At 73.8% G+C, this 17266-nt stretch carries 18 protein-coding genes and 2 pseudogenes; 10 read left to right on the top strand and 10 right to left on the bottom strand.

The window, feature by feature from the left end; translation table 11 throughout:
- Window positions 1-200: 200 nt before the first annotated feature.
- The 6 genes from mihF (at window position 201) to ACWDBB_RS11965 (ending at window position 6338) form a co-directional block, all read left to right on the top strand.
- Window positions 201-527 carry an integration host factor, actinobacterial type gene (gene mihF, locus ACWDBB_RS11990; RefSeq protein WP_030056187.1) on the top strand — a complete coding sequence of 109 codons (327 nt, stop codon included), beginning with the start codon at window positions 201-203 and terminating at the stop codon, window positions 525-527.
- Window positions 528-576: 49 nt separating this feature from the next.
- Complete coding sequence (gene gmk, locus ACWDBB_RS11985) at window positions 577-1134, top strand: guanylate kinase (RefSeq protein WP_392874805.1); 558 nt, start codon at window positions 577-579, stop codon at window positions 1132-1134.
- Between the two features lie 37 nt (window positions 1135-1171).
- Window positions 1172-1438 (top strand): DNA-directed RNA polymerase subunit omega, encoded by a 267-nt coding sequence (gene rpoZ, locus ACWDBB_RS11980; RefSeq protein WP_030056185.1) that lies wholly within the window; start codon window positions 1172-1174, stop codon window positions 1436-1438.
- Window positions 1439-1583: 145 nt separating this feature from the next.
- Entirely contained in the window at window positions 1584-2801 is a 1218-nt protein-coding gene (gene coaBC / locus ACWDBB_RS11975; protein ID WP_402406603.1) for a bifunctional phosphopantothenoylcysteine decarboxylase/phosphopantothenate--cysteine ligase CoaBC, read from the top strand.
- A 152-nt stretch (window positions 2802-2953) separates the two neighbouring features.
- Window positions 2954-4177, top strand: coding sequence for a methionine adenosyltransferase (metK, locus tag ACWDBB_RS11970; RefSeq protein ID WP_392874811.1), 1224 nt, complete (start codon window positions 2954-2956; stop codon window positions 4175-4177).
- Between the two features lie 91 nt (window positions 4178-4268).
- On the top strand, window positions 4269-6338 hold the full coding sequence (locus ACWDBB_RS11965) for a primosomal protein N' (protein ID WP_449789459.1): 2070 nt from the start codon (window positions 4269-4271) through the stop codon (window positions 6336-6338).
- Between the two features lie 100 nt (window positions 6339-6438).
- On the opposite strand, the gene ACWDBB_RS11960 is transcribed toward ACWDBB_RS11965, so the two are convergent.
- Window positions 6439-7086, bottom strand: coding sequence for a hypothetical protein (locus tag ACWDBB_RS11960; protein WP_449789458.1), 648 nt, complete (start codon window positions 7084-7086; stop codon window positions 6439-6441).
- A gap of 252 nt (window positions 7087-7338) precedes the next feature.
- On the opposite strand from ACWDBB_RS11960, the gene def reads away from it, so the two are divergent.
- From def to ACWDBB_RS11940, 4 genes and pseudogenes are all read left to right on the top strand, one after another.
- Window positions 7339-7884 carry a peptide deformylase gene (def, locus tag ACWDBB_RS11955; protein WP_449789457.1) on the top strand — a complete coding sequence of 182 codons (546 nt, stop codon included), beginning with the start codon at window positions 7339-7341 and terminating at the stop codon, window positions 7882-7884.
- A gap of 64 nt (window positions 7885-7948) precedes the next feature.
- Window positions 7949-8887 carry a methionyl-tRNA formyltransferase gene (gene fmt, locus ACWDBB_RS11950; protein ID WP_449789456.1) on the top strand — a complete coding sequence of 313 codons (939 nt, stop codon included), beginning with the start codon at window positions 7949-7951 and terminating at the stop codon, window positions 8885-8887.
- Between the two features lie 114 nt (window positions 8888-9001).
- Entirely contained in the window at window positions 9002-10435 is a 1434-nt protein-coding gene (locus ACWDBB_RS11945) for an RsmB/NOP family class I SAM-dependent RNA methyltransferase (RefSeq protein ID WP_449789455.1), read from the top strand.
- Between the two features lie 86 nt (window positions 10436-10521).
- A pseudogene (locus ACWDBB_RS11940) lies at window positions 10522-11145 on the top strand (MerR family transcriptional regulator); the annotation flags it as partial.
- Window positions 11146-11613: 468 nt separating this feature from the next.
- On the opposite strand, the gene ACWDBB_RS11935 reads toward ACWDBB_RS11940, so the two are convergent.
- From ACWDBB_RS11935 to ACWDBB_RS11895, 9 genes and pseudogenes are all read right to left on the bottom strand, one after another.
- Window positions 11614-12063 carry a hypothetical protein gene (locus ACWDBB_RS11935; RefSeq protein ID WP_449789454.1) on the bottom strand — a complete coding sequence of 150 codons (450 nt, stop codon included), beginning with the start codon at window positions 12061-12063 and terminating at the stop codon, window positions 11614-11616.
- A gap of 41 nt (window positions 12064-12104) precedes the next feature.
- Window positions 12105-13064, bottom strand: a complete 960-nt coding sequence (locus tag ACWDBB_RS11930) for a ChbG/HpnK family deacetylase (RefSeq protein WP_449789453.1) — start codon at window positions 13062-13064, stop codon at window positions 12105-12107.
- A gap of 96 nt (window positions 13065-13160) precedes the next feature.
- Window positions 13161-13469, bottom strand: coding sequence for a sulfurtransferase TusA family protein (locus tag ACWDBB_RS11925; protein ID WP_449789452.1), 309 nt, complete (start codon window positions 13467-13469; stop codon window positions 13161-13163).
- Window positions 13466-14155 (bottom strand): class I SAM-dependent methyltransferase, encoded by a 690-nt coding sequence (locus ACWDBB_RS11920; protein ID WP_449789451.1) that lies wholly within the window; start codon window positions 14153-14155, stop codon window positions 13466-13468. Before ACWDBB_RS11920 ends, ACWDBB_RS11925 begins: the two co-directional genes overlap by 4 nt.
- Before the next feature lie 143 nt (window positions 14156-14298).
- Complete coding sequence (locus ACWDBB_RS11915) at window positions 14299-14808, bottom strand: MarR family winged helix-turn-helix transcriptional regulator (RefSeq protein ID WP_449789450.1); 510 nt, start codon at window positions 14806-14808, stop codon at window positions 14299-14301.
- A gap of 75 nt (window positions 14809-14883) precedes the next feature.
- Window positions 14884-15240 carry a DUF6204 family protein gene (locus tag ACWDBB_RS11910; protein ID WP_449789449.1) on the bottom strand — a complete coding sequence of 119 codons (357 nt, stop codon included), beginning with the start codon at window positions 15238-15240 and terminating at the stop codon, window positions 14884-14886.
- A gap of 167 nt (window positions 15241-15407) precedes the next feature.
- Window positions 15408-15698 (bottom strand): annotated as a pseudogene (locus ACWDBB_RS11905) (aminoglycoside phosphotransferase family protein); the annotation flags it as partial.
- Window positions 15699-15931: 233 nt separating this feature from the next.
- The gene (locus ACWDBB_RS11900) at window positions 15932-16621 is read right to left on the bottom strand and encodes an alpha/beta hydrolase (RefSeq protein ID WP_449789448.1); all 690 of its coding nucleotides are present in this window, start codon (window positions 16619-16621) and stop codon (window positions 15932-15934) included.
- A 32-nt stretch (window positions 16622-16653) separates the two neighbouring features.
- Entirely contained in the window at window positions 16654-16983 is a 330-nt protein-coding gene (locus ACWDBB_RS11895; protein ID WP_449789447.1) for a hypothetical protein, read from the bottom strand.
- Window positions 16984-17266 lie beyond the last annotated feature (283 nt).

The raw sequence follows: 17266 nt of genomic DNA, 5'->3' as shown, positions 1-17266 counted from the left end.
CCTTGGCTGACCAGGACTTTTCGTGTTCTTTTCCTGACGTGGCGCCGCAATCCGGGTAGTGTCCGGCGATAGGTCATCGGCGAGCCGCGATTTCCGTGGCTCCCGCAGGTCAGGGCCTTGTGGTTCCCCTTGCGGACGGTGTCCTCGGTACCGAACCAGTCCTAGCTCAATCCATCCATCCACACCCTGAGGTGAACGGCGTGGCCCTTCCGCCCCTTACCCCTGAACAGCGCACCGCCGCGCTCGCCAAGGCCGCCGAGGCTCGCCGGGAGCGCGCCGAGGTCAAGAACCGGCTCAAGCACTCCGGCGCCTCCCTGCACGAGGTCATCAAGGCCGGCAAGGCCGACAACGACGTCATCGGCAAGATGAAGGTCTCGGCCCTGCTGGAGTCCCTTCCGGGCGTCGGCAAGGTCCGCGCCAAGCAGATCATGGAGCGCCTCGGCATCAGCGAGAGCCGCCGCGTCCGCGGCCTCGGTACGAACCAGATCGCTTCCCTGGAGCGGGAGTTCGGCGGTGGCGCCGCCTGACCGTGCCCCCGTGGTCCCAGGATCCCCCGCGATCCGGGATAATCGGTGCATGAGTGAGCGTCCGCGGCTGACCGTGCTCTCCGGCCCCTCGGGGGTCGGCAAGAGCACGGTCGTCGCTCATATGAGGAAGATGTACCCCGAGGTCTGGCTCTCGGTGTCGGCGACGACCCGCCACCCGAGGCCCGGCGAGAAGAACGGGGTCCAGTACCACTTCGTCGACAACGACGAGTTCGACAAGCTGGTCGCCAACGGCGAGTTGCTGGAGTGGGCCGAGTTCGCCGGGAACCGTTACGGGACCCCGCGCGCGGCCGTGCTGGAGAAGCTGGAGCGCGGCGAGCCGGTGCTGCTGGAGATCGACCTCCAGGGCGCCCGCCAGGTGCGCGAGTCGATGCCCGAGGCGCAGCTGGTCTTCCTGGCCCCGCCGAGCTGGGACGAGCTGGTCCGCCGGCTGACCGGCCGGGGCACCGAGTCGCAGGACGTGATCGAGCGGCGGCTGGAGGCGGCCAAGGTCGAGCTCGCGGCCGAGACCGAGTTCGACACGACCCTTGTCAACACCTCCGTCGAGCAGGTAGCGGCCGAACTGCTAGCCTTGCTCGGTGTAGCCTGACCTGTCTGTCTTTTCCACCCTTTCGGAAGGTTTTAGCGTGTCCTCTTCCATGACCGCGCCCGAGGGCATCATCAACCCGCCGATCGACGAGCTGCTCGAGGCCACCGATTCCAAGTACAGCCTCGTGATCTACGCCGCCAAGCGCGCGCGCCAGATCAACGCGTACTACTCCCAGCTCGGCGAGGGCCTGCTGGAGTACGTCGGCCCGCTGGTCGACACCCACGTGCACGAGAAGCCGCTGTCGATCGCGCTGCGCGAGATCAACGCGGGCATGCTGACCGCCGAGGCGGTCGAGGCTGCCTGAGGCGGTCGCTGAATTTCCGGAAGGGCCCGGCGGAATCGTTTCCGCCGGGCCCTTCGGCGTTGTGGGCGGCACCACGGTGCGGGTGATCGCCGAGGGGCCGTAGGGTGGGCGCGTTCCTGTTCGGACGAAGGGTTGGAAGGTGACTGTGGACGCCCCCCGTGTGGTCCTCGGCGTGAGCGGCGGGATCGCCGCCTACAAGGCGTGCGAACTGCTGCGCCGCTTCACCGAGTCCGGCCACCAGGTCACCGTGGTGCCGACCGCGGCCGCGCTGCACTTCGTCGGCGAGGCGACCTGGGCGGCGCTGTCCGGGCGCCCGGCCGCCACCGAGACCTGGGAGCGCGTGCACGAGGTGCCGCACGTGCGGATCGGGCAGCAGGCCGACCTGGTGGTGGTCGCCCCGGCCACCGCGGACCTGATCGCCAAGGCCGCCCACGGCCTCGCCGACGACCTGCTGACCAACACGCTGCTCACCGCCCGCTGCCCGGTCGTGGTGGCGCCCGCCATGCACACCGAGATGTGGGAGCACCCGGCCACCCGGGAGAACGTGGCCACGCTGCGCCGCCGGGGCGTGATCGTGCTGGAGCCGGCCGTCGGACGGCTGACCGGCAAGGACACCGGCAAGGGCCGGCTGCCCGAGCCGTCCGCGATCTTCGACGCCTGCCGGGCCGTGCTGCGCCGCGGCGGGCCGGTGCCGACCGACCTGGCCGGCCGGCACGTGGTGGTCTCGGCCGGCGGCACCCGGGAGCCGCTGGACCCGGTGCGCTACCTGGGCAACCGCTCCTCCGGCAAGCAGGGCTACGCGCTCGCCGCGACGGCCGCGGCGCGTGGCGCCAGGGTGACGTTGCTCTCGGCCAATGCCGAGCTGCCGGACCCGGCCGGGGTGGACGTGGTGCACGTCTCGACCGCGCTGGAGCTTCGGGAGGCGGCGCTGGAGGCGGTCCGGGACGCGGACGCCGTGGTCATGGCCGCGGCGGTGGCGGACTTCCGGCCCGCCGAATACGCGACCGGCAAGATCAAGAAGGTCGAGGGGGTCGAACAGCCGCCCGTCGTGCTGGTCCGCAACCCCGACATCCTGGCCGAGCTGTCGGCTCACCGGGCCCGTTCGGGTCAACTGGTCGTGGGTTTCGCGGCGGAGACCGACGACGTGCTCGCCAACGGCCGCGCCAAGCTCGCCCGCAAGGGCTGTGACCTGCTCGTCGTGAACGAGGTGGGCAACGGCAAGGCCTTCGGTACGGACGTCAACGAGGCCGTGGTCCTGGGTTCGGACGGCAGTGAGACGGCCGTTCCGGTGGGCCCGAAGGAGGCCCTGGCGGACGTGGTCTGGGACCTGGTGGCAAAGCGGCTGGAAACGGGCGGCAACTGATCGGAACCGGTCGCGCGCCGCTCGAGAAATTCTGAAGCGGGTGACGTTCGACGGAAGCAGACGGTTAGACTCCAGGAATCAAGTCTTTCCGGAGTTCCCCGGGTCGCCCCGGGGAACTTCAGTCAGCAGCCGCTGCAACCCCAGGGAGCGCTGTGTCTCGCCGCCTGTTCACCTCGGAGTCCGTGACCGAGGGACACCCCGACAAGATCGCTGACCAGATCAGCGACACCATCCTTGACGCTCTCCTGCGGGAGGACCCGACGTCCCGGGTCGCCGTGGAGACGCTCATCACCACCGGCCAGGTGCACGTGGCCGGCGAGGTGACCACCAAGGCGTACGCGCCGATCGCCCAGCTCGTCCGGGACAAGATCCTGGAGATCGGCTACGACAGCTCCAAGAAGGGCTTCGACGGCGCCTCCTGCGGTGTCTCGGTGTCCATCGGTGCCCAGTCGCCCGACATCGCGCAGGGCGTCGACACCGCGTACGAGGCGCGCGTCGAGGGTGCCTCCCAGGGGGACGACACGGACGACCTGGACAAGCAGGGCGCCGGCGACCAGGGCCTGATGTTCGGCTACGCGTCCGACGAGACGCCCGAGCTCATGCCGCTGCCGATCACCCTGGCGCACCGCCTCTCCCGCCGCCTGACCGAGGTGCGCAAGAACGGGACCATCCCGTACCTGCGCCCCGACGGCAAGACCCAGGTCACCATCGAGTACGACGGCGACAAGGCCGTCCGCCTCGACACCGTGGTCGTCTCCACCCAGCACGCCAGCGACATCGACCTGGAGTCGCTGCTCACCCCGGACATCCGCGAGTTCGTGGTCGAGCCGGAGCTGAAGGCGCTGGCCGAGCAGGGCATCAAGCTGACCACCGAGGGCTACCGCCTGCTGGTCAACCCGACCGGCCGCTTCGAGATCGGCGGCCCGATGGGCGACGCCGGCCTCACCGGCCGCAAGATCATCATCGACACCTACGGCGGCATGGCCCGCCACGGCGGCGGCGCCTTCTCCGGCAAGGACCCGTCCAAGGTGGACCGCTCGGCCGCGTACGCGATGCGCTGGGTGGCGAAGAACATCGTCGCCGCCGGCCTCGCCCGCCGCGCCGAGGTGCAGGTCGCGTACGCGATCGGCAAGGCCGAGCCGGTCGGCCTGTTCGTGGAGACCTTCGGCACCGAGACCGTCCCGGTCCTCGCCATCCAGAAGGCCGTCTCCGAGGTCTTCGACCTGCGTCCGGCCGCGATCATCCGCGACCTGGACCTGCTGCGCCCGATCTACGCCCAGACCGCGGCGTACGGCCACTTCGGCCGTGAGCTGCCGGACTTCACCTGGGAGCGCACCGACCGGGTGGAGCAGCTGAAGGCGGCCGTGCAGGACTGACGCACAGCTTGAGTGAGGCGGCGCCCGCCCCCGTCCGGGGGCGGGCGCCGCCTCGTGCGTTGTCGGTGTGACCTGGTAGTACTGGGAAGTGATGAGCAGCACAGGGGAGCCAGAGCAGCTGGCGTTCATCCGCGAGACGGTCAAGCGGGCCAAGCCCAGGACGTGGCGCGGTGCCAAGCGGGCGGAACACAATCCGATCGCCCGGGTCGTGGTCGACAAGGGCGTCCTGAGCATCGACCAGTTCTTCGACTACGAGGTTCCGGCGGTCATGGACGAGGCCGCGCAACCCGGAGTCCGGGTCCGGGTCCGCTTCGGGGCCCGACTGGTCAACGGGGAACGGCAGGGCGGGACGCTCCACGACGGGTTCATCGTCGAGCGGCTCGCGAAGACCGACTACCCGTACGCCCTGGCGCCGATCGCGCAGGTCATCTCGCCCGAGCCGGTGCTCTCGCCCGAACTGCTGAACCTGTGCCGTACGGTCGCCGACCGGTACGCGGGCACCCTGGCCGACGTCCTCCAGCTCGCCGTACCGCCCCGGCACGGCGAGGCGGAGGCGGAGCCCTCGCCGCCGTCCCGTCCCAGGCCGGACCCGCCGGCCCCGGGCGGCTGGTCCCGGTACCCCGCGGGGCCGGACTTCCTGGCCGCACTCGCGAACGGGGGCTCGCCGCGGGCCGTCTGGGCGGCGCTGCCCGGGCGCGGATGGCCCTACGAGATCGCCCGGGCCGTGGCGGCCACCCTGGCGAGCGGCCGGGGCGCACTGGTCGTGCTGCCCGACGGGCGGGCCACCGCCCGGGTGGACCGGGCGCTCGCCGAACTGCTGGGTGAGGGCCGGCACGCCGTTCTCGCCGCCGATCTCGGCCCCCGCGAGCGGTACACGCGATGGCTGGCCGTGAGCCGCGGGTCCGTACACGCCGCGATCGGGACCCGGGCGACGATGTTCGCACCGGTCCGCGACCTCGGCCTCGTGGTGGTCTGGTCGGACGGCGACAGCAGCCACAGCGACGGGCACGCGCCCTATCCCCACGCCCGGGACGTCGCGCTGCTCCGGGCGACGGAGGCGGGCGCGGCGGTGCTCCTCGGCGGCCACTCGGTGACGGTGGAGGGTGCCCAACTGGTCAGCAGCGGCTGGGCCAGGTCGATCGTGGCGGATCGCGAGACGGTGCGGGAGACGGCACCCGCGGTGCGTACGGTCACCGACCGCGACGAGGCCAGGGACGCGGCGGCGCAGGCCGCGCGACTGCCGTCCGTGGCGTGGCAGGCCGCGCGGGACGGGCTCGCCGCCGGCGGTCCGGTCCTGATCCAGGTGCCCCGGCGGGGTTACGTGCCCCGGCTGGCCTGCAACCGCTGTCGTGAACCCGCCCGCTGCCGGCAGTGCGAGGGGCCGCTGGAAGCGGTCTCGGCGGACGCTCCGCTGCACTGCGGCTGGTGCGGGAGGGACGAGACGGACTGGCACTGCCCCGAGTGCGGCTCGTTCCGGCTCCGGGCGCAGGTGGTGGGGGCGCGCCGGACGGCCGAGGAACTGGGCAGGGCCTTCCCCGGGGTGCCGGTACGGGTCTCCGGACGGGACACGCTGCTCGCCACCGTGCCGAACGAACCGTCCCTGGTCATCTCGACTCCGGGGGCCGAGCCCGTGGTGGAGGACGGTCCCGGGTACGCGGCGGCCCTGCTGCTGGACGGGTGGTCGCTCCTCACGTTCCCCGATCTGCGGGCGGGGGAGCACGCGCTGCACCGCTGGCTGACGGCGGCCGCGCTGGTGCGGTCCGGTGCGGAGGGCGGCACGGTGGTGGTCGTCGCCGAACCGACCGTCCGTCCGGTACAGGCACTGGTGCGCTGGGACCCGTTCGGGCACGCGGGCATGGAACTGGACGAACGTGCCCAGCTGCACTTCCCGCCGGTGTCCCGGATGGCCTCGGTGGTGGGGAGTCCGAAGGCCGTGGCGGACCTGCTGGACATCGTCAAGCTGCCGGAGGGCGCCGACGTGCTCGGCCCGGTGCCGCTGCCGCAGGTGCGGGGGGAGGACCGGGAGAGAGCGCTGCTGCGGGTCTCGCCCGGGCAGGGCGCCGCGCTGGCCGCGGCCCTCAAGGCCGCGCAGATCACCCGGACCGCCGTGCGGGGGCCCGCGAGTCTGGACGTGCGGATCGATCCGACCGAGATCGGATAGCGCCGGGTGGGGCGGGGTGAGTGGGCCACCCCGCCCCGGTTCGGCCCCGGGTTCGGCACCCGGCCCTGGTGCGGCGGGTCGGTCGGGTCGGGCGGTTCGGTCAGCCGCGCAGCGGGATGCCGGGGCGGTCCGGCTGGGGGTGGTCGACGGGGGTGCCGCGGTCGGTCGTGCCGCGGTCCATCGCGGTGCGGTCGATGGCAGTCCGGTCGATCGCTGTCCGCTCCAGGGCTCCGCGGTCGAGGCTGCCGCGCTCCAGGCTGCTGCGGTCCAGGCCGCCCTGGCGGGCCGCCGGGACGGTCGCGGCCAGCCCGGTGCGCTCGGCGCCGGCGGGCAGTTCCTCGGAGTGGTCCGGGCGGCTCTGGCCCGGGACGGCGCCGCTCGCGGCCAGGAGTTCGCTGGTCGGGCGGCGCATCCCGTAGCGCCGGTGCACCGCCTGCTTGGTGACCCCCAGGGCGGAGCCCACCGAGTCCCAGGAGAAGCCCAGCGCCCGGTCGAACTCGACCGCCGCCGCCACCAGCGTCTCCACGCTCTCCCGCAGCTCCTGCGCCAGGCGCACGGTCGGCGCCGGCGCCCGCCCGTACACCACGAAGCCGGCCGAGGTGCTCGGTCGGCGCGGACGGTAGACGTTGCCCAACTGGGCGGTGAGCGTCCGCAGCGCGTCGACCTGCCGCCTCACCCGCTCGATGTCCCGCACCAGCAGGTGCAGGCTCGCCCGCGCCCGGGCGTCGTGGTTGATCTGCTCGGCCATGGCCTACGTGCCACCTTCCGTACGGTTCGCTCGGCCGGGACGCGGTGTCCCGTGTGCCCGGCCACGGTCAATCTCTCTTGACCAACGCCGAAGCGGGGGCCGGGGTAACGCGGCTCGGCACAGTCGGCCGTGCCGGCCGCCGATCCGGGCCCGGGGAAGCCCCCGGCGGGCGGCCGCGCGGGTTGCATAGACTGGCGGGTGAACCAGCGGCCGACCGCAGCCCGCGCCCCTACGGACAGGAGCCCGTACCCCGTGGCGATCCAGCCGATCCGTCTCTTCGGAGACCCCGTCCTGCGGTCCACCGCCCAGCCGGTGACCACCTTCGACAAGGAACTGCGCAAGCTGGTCCGCGACCTCACCGACACCATGCTGGACGCCCCCGGTGCCGGTCTTGCCGCTCCCCAACTCGGCGTCTCCCTGCGGGTGTTCACGTACCACGTGGACGGTGTCACCGGGCACCTGATCAACCCGGACCTGTCGCTGAGCGAGGAGGAGCAGGACGGCCCCGAGGGCTGCCTGTCGCTGCCCGGGCTGCGCTACGACACCAAGCGCGCCTACGGCGTGGTGGCCAAGGGCTTCAACATGTACGGCGATCCGGTGACGGTCGAGGGCACCCAGCTGCTCGCCCGGTGCATACAGCACGAGACCGACCACCTGGACGGAATCGTCTTCATCGACCGGCTCGACCGCGAACAGCGCAAGGCCGCGCTGAAGGCGATCCGGGAGACGGACTGGGGCGGCGGGCCGGCCCCGGTGGTCAAGGTCTCGCCGCACAGCACCTTCGGCTCCGCCCGCTGAGGCCGTTCGGCTTCTCTGTTCGTCCGCTCCTCCGTTTCGACTTCCGTTCGCAGAAAGGCACTTGATGCGTCTCGTTTTCGCCGGCACCCCCGAGGTCGCCGTTCCCGCCCTGGACGCCCTGCTCGCCTCGGACCGGCACGAGGTCGTCGCGGTGGTCACCCGCCCCGACGCCCCGGCCGGGCGTGGGCGCAAGCTGGTCGCCAGCCCCGTCGCCCAGCGCGCCGAGGAGGCCGGGATCGAGGTCCTCAAGCCGGCGAAGCCCAGCGACCCCGACTTCGTCGCCCGGCTCACCGAGCTCGCCCCCGACTGCTGCCCGGTGGTCGCCTACGGCGCGCTGCTGCGCCCCGGCACCCTGGAGATCCCCAGGCACGGCTGGGTCAACCTGCACTTCTCGCTGCTGCCCGCCTGGCGCGGCGCGGCCCCGGTCCAGCACGCCGTGCTGGCCGGCGACGAGGTCACCGGCGCGTCCACCTTCCTGATCGAGCAGGGCCTGGACTCCGGCCCGGTCTACGGCGTGATCACCGAGGAGATCCGCCCCGCCGACACCAGCGGCGAGCTGCTCACCCGGCTCTCGCACTCCGGCGCGCGGCTGCTCGCGGCCACCATGGACGGCATCGAGGACGGCTCCCTGCACGCCGTGCCGCAGCCGGCCGAGGGCGTCACGCTCGCGCCGAAGATCACCGTCGAGGACGCGCGGATCGACTGGAACCACCCCGCGCTGCGGGTCGACCGGGTGGTGCGCGGCTGCGCGCCGGCGCCGGGCGCCTGGACGGAGTTCCGGGGCGAGCGGCTGAAGGTCACCGGCCCGGTCAGGCTGCTGCCGGACTCCACCGAGCTGGCGCCGGGCGAGGTCGCGATGGTGGGCAAGAACAGCGTCCGGGTCGGCACCGGCAGCCACGACGTCGAGCTCGGGGAGGTGCGGCCGCAGGGGAAGAAGGAGATGCGGGCCGCCGACTGGGCCCGCGGCGCGCGGCTGGAGGCGGGGGAGCGCTTCGGGGGCTGACGCTCCGGTTTGGCGTTACTGTTCGTTTGATCCGTACTGTTCGTTTGCTCGTTCGTGTACCTGATCCGTTCGTGTACCTGATTCGTTTGAGTACCGCAGCACCTTGAGGCACCTGTGACCACCCCCAGCGCAAAGCGCGCCCCCCGCCCGCACCGCCGTCCGAAGAAGGACCCGGCCCGGATCGTCGCGTTCCGCGCGCTGCGCGCCGTCGACGAGCGCGACGCGTACGCCAACCTGATCCTGCCCTCGCTGCTGCGCGAGGCCGAGCAGAAGGGCATGGACCGGCGCGACGCCGCCCTCGCCACCGAACTGGTCTACGGCACCCTGCGCCTGCAGGGCACCTACGACGCGATCATCGCCGCCTGCATCGACCGGCCGCTCGGCAAGGTCGACCCGCCGGTGCTGGACGTGCTCTCGCTAGGCGCGCACCAGCTGCTCACCACCCGCATCCCCAGCCACGCGGCCGTCTCGGCGACCGTCGAGCTGGCCCGGGTGGTGCTCGGCGACGGCAAGGCCAAGTTCGTCAACGCCGTGCTGCGCCGGATCAGCGCCCACGACCTGGACACCTGGATCGAGCAGGTCGCCCCGCCGTACGACAAGGACGCCGAGGACCACCTGGCGGTCGTGCACTCGCACCCGCGCTGGGTGGTCTCCGCGCTCTGGGACTCGCTCGGCCGCTGGCAGCCGGACGCCTCCGGGCGCACCGCGATGGAGGACCTGCTGCGGGCCGACAACGAGCGGCCCGAGGTCACGCTGGTGGCCCGCCCCGGCCGGGCCACCGTCGGCGAGCTGGCCGACGCGCTGCCGGAGGCCCAGCCGGGCCGCTGGTCCCCGTTCGCGCTGCGGCTCGCCGAGGGCGGCGACCCGGGTTCGGTCACGGCGGTGCAGGAGAACCGGGCGGGCGTGCAGGACGAGGGCAGCCAGCTGGTCGCGCTGGCGCTGGCCACCGCGCCGCTGGAGGGGCCGGACCGGCTCTGGCTGGACGGCTGCGCGGGCCCCGGCGGCAAGGCCGCGCTGCTCGGCGCGCTGGCCGCCGAGCGGGGTGCGGGGCTGGTGGCGAGCGAGAAGCAGCCGCACCGCGCCCGGCTGGTGGCGCGGGCCCTGGACGGCAACCCAGGCCCGTACACCGTGATCGCGGCGGACGGGACGCGCCCGGCCTGGCGGTCCGGTGGCTTCGACCGGGTGCTGGTCGACGTGCCGTGCTCCGGCCTCGGTGCGCTGCGCCGCCGCCCGGAGGCGCGCTGGCGGCGCCGGCCCGCCGACGTCGCCGCCTTCGGCCCGCTCCAGCGGGACCTGCTGCGCTCGGCGATCGAGGCCACCCGGGTCGGCGGCGTGGTCGGCTACGCGACCTGCTCGCCGCACCTGGCGGAGACCCGCGCGGTCGTGGACGACGTGCTGCGGGGCGAGGGCGGCCGGGTCGAGTGGATCGACGCGCGGCCGCTGCTGCCCGGCGTCCCGGCGCTCGGCGAGGGGCCGGACGTGCAGCTGTGGCCGCACCTCCACGGGACGGACGCGATGTACCTGGCGCTGCTGCGGCGTACTGCCTGAAGTCCTTCGGGTGTCGCAGCCCCGGCCGGGGTCGCCTCCGGCCGGGGCTTGCGCCTTCCGTAGGGGGAGGTAGCAGGGTGGTGGCCATGAACGGCGACACGGCGTACACCATCGGTGAGTTGGCCCGGCGGACGGGGCTGACGGTCAAGACCGTCCGCTTCTACTCGGGCCGGGGGACCGTGTCGCCGACCGGCCGCAACCCGGCCGGCCACCGGCGGTAAGGCGCCGACGCCGTCGCGCGCCTGGAACTGGTCCGCACCCTGCGGGAACTCGGGCTCGGACTGCCCGCGATCCGGCGGGTGGTGGAGCGCGAACTGACGCCGGCCGACGCCGCCGCCGTGCAGGCGGAGGCGATCGACCTCCAGATCCGGGTGCTGCGGCTGCGGCGGACGGTGCTCGGGGTGGCCAGGCTCGGGTCGACACCTGAGGAGTTGACGCGCGTGCACCGGTTGGCCCGGCTCACGGAGGACGAACGGGGGCGCCTGGCCGGGGAGTTCCTGGCGGCGGTGTTCGACGGGATCGACGACCGAGGGGGCGACGACCGAGGGATCGACGACCGAGGGGGCGACGCCGTACGGGGCGATGGCGGAGGTGGCGAGGGCGGAGGGGTGGGCCGTGGTGGGTGGTTCGCCTCTGTGGCGCGCTCGTTGACGCCGGAGCTGCCGGAGGACCCGTCGCTCGAACAGGTCGAGGCCTGGGTCGAGTTGGCCCGGATGGCGGAGGACGCGGGGTTCCGGGCGCTGCTGCGGGGGCTCGCCGAGGCGGAGGCCGCGGAGGCGACTTCTGCGGAGGCGGCGGGCGGTACGGGGCTGCCGGAGCCAGGGCTGGCGGTGGTGGTGCGGGAGTCGGCCGGAGCGGCGGTCGCGGCCGGGGTGGAGCCGGGGTCGGCGGAGGCGGCGGCGGTCGTCGTGGCGCTGGTGGAGCGGTACGGACAGTGGTGCGCGGGGGCGGTGCCGACGGACGCCGGGGCGGCGCGCGACCGGTTGGCGGAGCGGCTGAGGGCGATGGCCGATCCTCGGCGGGAGCGGTACCTGGAGCTGCTGACGGTCGCCAACGGTTGGGCTGTGCCCGAGAGTTGGGCGGCTGAGGTGGACTGGGCGGTGCGCGCCGTGGGGTGAGCCGGTGCGCGGGGGTGTGCGCGGCCGTGGGGCTGCGGGGGACGGCAGCGGCGGTGCGGCCTACCGGCGGGCGGGGCCGGGGTAGGTGGTCAGGAAGGCGTGGGCCTGGGCGCGGAGGTGGTCGATCGGCGGGTCCTCGCAGATCACCTCCAGGCCGAGTCCGGTGGCCCGGCCCAGGTCGTAGTAGGACTGGTAGGCGAGGTACGGGCGGTGGTCGTCGGTGGGGTCGAGGCCGACGGCGAAGGTCGCGAAGTGGGGCTGCTGCTCGCCCCGGGCGGCGGTCGAACCGGGGCGGGAGAGCTGCCACTCGAACTCGTACGGCTCGGGCTCGGCGGGCAGGTCCAGCAGGGCCTGGGCGAGTCGGCGGACCTCGTCCGGGTTCGCGAAGGGGATCGACTCGGACCAGTAGGGGGCCGAGGCGAGCAGTTCCCAGCCGTCGCCGTTGTGGCCGACGGTCAGGGCCCACTCGCCGTTCCGGTCCTGCCAGCGGCAGCTGATGATCGGGTCCACGGCGGTCAACCTCCCTGTGGCGCTGGGGTGTTCGGGTCTCCTCATCGTGGCACACCGGGCGGCCCGGGGGGCTCGGCCGTGAGCCGTTCCCGGGCTCGCTGCCAGGCCTCCTGGAGCGTGCGGTAGCCGAGGACGGTGATGCCGTGCTCGGTGAGCAGCCGGCGTGCCTCGGGGGAGACGAGGAACGCGTGGTCGGTGTGCCGCACGCGCCGACCGTCGTCCGGGACGGGGTGCGGGGCGGGGCGCGGGCCGGGGTGCGGCGCGGGGCGTAGGGCGGGGTGCAGGGCCCACTCGGTGAGGCCCGGTGGGAGGGCGGCGAGCAGGCGGGCGAAGTGGGCGGGCTTGTCGTCCAGGGGGACGGTGAAGCTGTCGAGGAAACCGTGGTCCACCACCGGCAGCCCGCGCTCGCGCATCCGGGCCGGCGCGGGCGGCAGCCAGACCCGGACCGCCAGGCCGTACTCGGCGCCGAGGGAGAGGGTGAGGTCGAGGACGTCCTCGCGGCCGCCGTCGGCCAGGCAGTGGAAGTCGAGGTGGGTCGGGGCGAGGCCGGCCGCCGCCACCGCGTCGATCTGGGCGCGGAACTCGCGCTCCACGTCGTCGATCCGGGCCCGGGCGAGCAGTGCGGCGCGCCCGGCGGGGGTGGGGGCGAAGAACTCGCCGGAGGCGTCGAGGAGGGAGGGCACTCGGTCGCGGGCGGCGAGCGGGCCCCATCGGCGGTCCGGGGACTCGCAGACCAGCGTGAGGTGGATGCCGAAGGGAACCTCCGGGTGCCGGCGCAGCAGCCCGAGCGCGTGCGGCGCGGCGGCGCAGGGCGTCATCAGGCTGCACGAGGCGGCAATGCCGTTCCGGACGGCGTCGATCACGGCGAGGTTGACGGACTCGTCCAGGCCGAGGTCGTCGCAGTTGAGCAGCAGGAGACGGGCTTCGGGCGGGTGGCCGAGGAGGTGGTTGGCGGTGGTGAGTGGGGGCGGGGGTACGGGAGCGGGGCCGGCTGCGGGCATGGGCGCAGTCTGTCCCGGTGGCGGCGTCGGGCGCGCGGGGTTTTCCGGGCGACGGGGACGGGCGGTGAGGCCCGCCGACGGGGACGGGCAGGCCGGTCAGTCGGCTGCGGGGGCCGGGTGCCAGGGGCGGTCGGGGCGGGTCCGGACCGGGGCGGACGTGAGGCGCAGCGCGTACACCTCGCGGTCGGTGGCCTCGTACGGGACCCGGCCGAGGTACTCGTGGCCGGTCAGGTGACACCAGGCGGGGAGGTCGAGCGGGGCGGCGGGGTCGGTGGTGTGGATGTGGACCACCGCGCCGGCGGGGAGGTGCGCGATCCGGGCGCGCAGCCGGAGCAGGAGCTGGACGCAGAGCAGGCCGGTGCCGTCGACGGTGAGGTCGGGGGCGGCGGTGTCGGGTGCGCTCATCGAGAGGTCTCCTGGGTGACGCGCCAGAGGCGGCGGGGCAGGTCGCCCTCCTCGAAGGGGTGGACCTCGGTCAGGCTCCAGCCCTCGCCGGCGAGCGAGTCGACCAGCTCGCGGGGGAAGAAGTGGACGGCGAAGCCGCCGTGCTCCCAGACGTCGTCCCCGTGGCCGGTACCGGCGCCGTAGTGGGCGTCGCCGGTGTGACGGACGGTGTAGACGAAGGTGCCGCCCGGGCGCAGAACCCGGCGGACCTCGGCGACGAGCGCCTCGATCTCCTCGGTGGAGAGGGCCATGCAGAGCAGCATGTGGGCGAAGACCCCGTCGACGGAGGCATCGGGGAGGGGCAGCGGGTCGCGGACGTCGTGGGTGAGGATCGAGAGCCGGTCGGCCAGGCCCTGCTCCGCCGCGGCGGAACGCAGTTGCCGCAGGCCGGTCGGGCTGAAGTCGGCGGCCGCCACGCGGAAGCCCGCCCGGGCGAAGTGCAGTGCGTCGCGTCCGTGGCCGGCGCCGAGTTCCAGCACGTCCCGCGCCCCGGCGGCGGTGAACACCTCGGCCGCGTACTCGGCCGGGGCGGAGGGCTGCTCGCCGTACATCCCCGGGTTGGCGCTGTAGGTCCGCTGCCAGTGGTCGCGTTGGGCCTCGGCGAGGCCGCGCTCCAGGCCGGGCCCGGTGCCGGGGGTGTCGGTCATGGTGCCGCCCTTCGCGGGGTGGGGTGGTTTGGGTGGTGCCACCGGTGCAGGTGGTGCGGGACCAGCCTAGGACGTGGGGGTGCGCGGTGGGTGGGGCAGGGGTAGCCGGTGAGGGCCCGCGGTGGGGCGGGCGGATCGGCGGGTCAGCCGAGGCGCTGGCCGGGGGCGGTGCCGCCGAGGCGGGTGAGCAGGGCGGACAGCAGACCGAGGTCCTCGGCGCTCCACTGTTCGGCCGCGAAGTGGTCGGCGGCCACCTGGCGGGCGGTGTGCAGCATCTCGGCGAGCCGCTCACGGCCGGTCGGGGTGAGCGCGGCGTAGGCGACCCGGGCGTCACGGGCAGCGGCCTCGCGGCTGACCAGGCCGATCCGCTCCAGCGGCGCGAGGCCACGGGTCACGCCGGAGGCGGTGAGCCCGAGGGCCTCGGCGAGGTCGACCCGGCGCATCCGGCCGCCGGGGGCCTGGGAGAGGTGGAGCAGCATGGTGAAGTCGGCCAGGCTGACGCCGTGCAGGCCGCTGAGGCTCGCGTCGAAGCGCTTGACCACGGCGGTCTGGGCGCGGACGAGCCGCAGGGCGGTGTCCAGCGGATCGGGGCCGGGGGCCGGTGTGGTGCGGGCGGGCTCGGTCTGCTCGGTCCGGTCCGAGTGATCTGTCATTGCCACCTCCTTGACTGCTCAAGTATATCGCGAGGGGGAGCCGTCAAGGAGGTGGCGCAGGGGGAGGGGGTCGGGTCAGTGCGCGGTGCCGGCGGCGCGGCGCTGACGCTTGCCGAGCGGCGCCTGGGAGAGGTCCTCGGCCTGGGAGCGGAGGTTCTTGTAGCCGTAGCCGTGTTCGTCGAGCCACTGCTGCGCCGACTGCTCGGCCCGCTCGGTGGCTTCCAGGATGTCCTCCTCGGCCTCGCCCTCGTCGAGGAAGCGGAAGGTGAAGGCGGCCCGCGCGGAGAGGTCGTAGCTCAGGTGGCCCTCGCGGGTGAAGGCGGCCCGTAGCACGTCGTGCTCGGGGGCGGCGGCGAGCAGTTCGGCGCGCTGTTCGTCGGTGAGGCCGTCGAAGACGCCGCGCACCATGATGCGGAAGGTTCGAGTGGTCATCCCCCGACCATAGGCACTACGGGCCGCCGACCGCCAACACGATTCCGGGGCCGGGGCCTGCGCAGCCGGAGGCGCGGCGGCGGACGAGGTCTCGGTGCTGTCGGAGTCGGCTCCTTTCACTGTCGGGACGGAGGGCCGTCGCGGGCTGGTCAGGTCGGGGCGGGCTCTCAGCTCGGGGTGAGGGCTTCGGCGAGCCCGTCCGCGTAGCGGATGAGCCGGTCGAGTTCGGGGCCGCCCCGGGCACGCCGGAAGCCGCTGCGCCGGCCCTGGAAGGCGGCCTGGACGGCGTGGAGTTGGGCCCAGCGGCGGGTGCGTTCGCGGTCGAGCTCGGCGGCTTCGGCGAAGACGTCGAGTGCACGGAGGGCCGTGCGGCGCAGGTCCGTCGAGCCGAGCAGCGTCAGGGCGTGGACCTTGAGCAGGGTGCCGCCGTCGTAGGCCCTGTCCCCTGCGTAGCCCTTGGTTGGCAATTGTTCAGGTGCGGCTCGGTGGTGCGGAGGTGGGGAGTGCGCTCGCGGAACATGGTGGGGGCCTCCTTTCGCGGTGGCCCGGATGGCCGCCGTCGTGGTGCCTCCAAGACTGGTCGTCGGGGCCCGGTTCGCGCATGTGCCGATCGGCAGAATCCTGCCGGAAGACGGCCGGGCCTCCCCTGCCGATCGGCAGGGGAGGCCCGGGGAGTGGGCAAGGGGAGGGGCTACACCCGCGCCGGGAGCCGGGTGCAGACCGCCCCCGCCATCAGGGGGGCGGGCTCGGCGCCCAGGGTGGCGAGGGTGAAGGCGGTGGTCAGAGCGCTGATGTCGCGGGACTCGCGGATCAGGAGGTGGTTGGCGCCGGGGGCTTCGTACCGAGCGAGGTCCGGCACGATCGGCCGGGCGCGCAGCGCGTACTCCAGGGACTGGGTGGCGCCGGCGGAGCTGTGGTCCCCGGTGCCGTGGACGATCAGCACTCGCCGGCCGGCCAGCTGGTCGACCGGGTCGCCGCTGGGCAGCCAGGGCGCGATCCCGGCGACGCCGACCACCGACGGGTGCCCGGCGCACCAGAACGCGGCCCGCCCGCCCAGCGAGTTGCCGATCAGCACGACGGGTGCGCCCGGATGCAGCCGGGCGAGTTCGTCGAGCGCCCAGCGGGTGTCGACGGCGGTGTCGGCGTCGGCGCCGTTCCAGCCGCCGTGGCGGTAGCGCAGCAGGTGCACCGCGAGCCCGTGCGCCCGGCCGCGGTCGGTGAGCTCCGTGGCGAGGTCCCGCAGGCCGAGCTCGGCGACCTTCAGTGGTGCGCGCCGGCTGCGGATGAACCCTCCCGGCAGCAGCAGGGCGACGCCGTTGACCGGCCCCTCTCCCTGCCACGGGGTCAGCTCTGCGGTGCGCGGACGCTGCGCTCGGAACACGCGAAATCCCTCCTGATGTGTACAGGCGGATTCTACGGTTGCGAGGACGGGTCACTGTGCGCCAGTAAGGACCACAGCACCCAGCCGGAGATTCGGCTGCGCACCACCATGACCTTCGCCCAGCGGGCGCCGAGTGGCGAGGTCCAGGTGTCCACCACCTCGACCCGGTCACCCGAACGGGCGAGTCCGACGACGGTCTCCTCGCCGAAGTGGTCGACCCGGACGTTGGCGGCGGTGGCCGACACCTCCCACCAGCCCGCACCGGGCTCGGGCGGCAGGTCGGTGCCCGCCGTGACGGCCGCCGGGACGAGCAGGATGCCGAGCGCGACCACGGCGGCCGTCGCACGGCCGATCACTGCCACGGGAACCTCCGGTTGGTGTCGAACGCGGGCAAGGGCGATGGCGTCGGGATCGAGGACGGCATGTACAGCAGAACGAGCCGACCGGGCGTGCGCGTACTGTCCGGGGCCGAGGTCTACCCGGTCGGCTCAGCCCGACGCGGAGATCGGGTGCTTCGGCCGCCCGGGCCAACTGTCGCTCCATGGCGAAGGGTTGGCGTGCCGTGGCGGACGGCTGGCGCGCCGGCCCGCCCGTTCGGTCCGTTGCAGGTTCCGCGCGGGAGCGACCTGTCGGCGTACCTCAAGT

It is taken from the genome of Kitasatospora sp. NPDC001095 (assembly GCF_053598615.1).
Note: the sequence above shows the minus strand (reverse complement) of the source record. Positions and strands in the feature narration are given on the sequence as shown.

Excerpts from the sequence above, each read along its gene's own strand:
- gmk (WP_392874805.1), top strand. The coding sequence starts at position 577 with ATGAGTGAGCGTCCGCGGCTGACCGTGCTCTCCGGCCCCTCGGGGGTC.
- ACWDBB_RS11965 (WP_449789459.1), top strand. The coding sequence starts at position 4,269 with ATGAGCAGCACAGGGGAGCCAGAGCAGCTGGCGTTCATCCGCGAGACG.
- ACWDBB_RS11960 (WP_449789458.1), bottom strand. The coding sequence starts at position 7,086 with ATGGCCGAGCAGATCAACCACGACGCCCGGGCGCGGGCGAGCCTGCAC.
- fmt (WP_449789456.1), top strand. The coding sequence starts at position 7,949 with ATGCGTCTCGTTTTCGCCGGCACCCCCGAGGTCGCCGTTCCCGCCCTG.
- ACWDBB_RS11930 (WP_449789453.1), bottom strand. The coding sequence starts at position 13,064 with ATGCCCGCAGCCGGCCCCGCTCCCGTACCCCCGCCCCCACTCACCACC.
- ACWDBB_RS11925 (WP_449789452.1), bottom strand. The coding sequence starts at position 13,469 with ATGAGCGCACCCGACACCGCCGCCCCCGACCTCACCGTCGACGGCACC.
- ACWDBB_RS11920 (WP_449789451.1), bottom strand. The coding sequence starts at position 14,155 with ATGACCGACACCCCCGGCACCGGGCCCGGCCTGGAGCGCGGCCTCGCC.
- ACWDBB_RS11915 (WP_449789450.1), bottom strand. The coding sequence starts at position 14,808 with ATGACAGATCACTCGGACCGGACCGAGCAGACCGAGCCCGCCCGCACC.
- ACWDBB_RS11910 (WP_449789449.1), bottom strand. The coding sequence starts at position 15,240 with ATGACCACTCGAACCTTCCGCATCATGGTGCGCGGCGTCTTCGACGGC.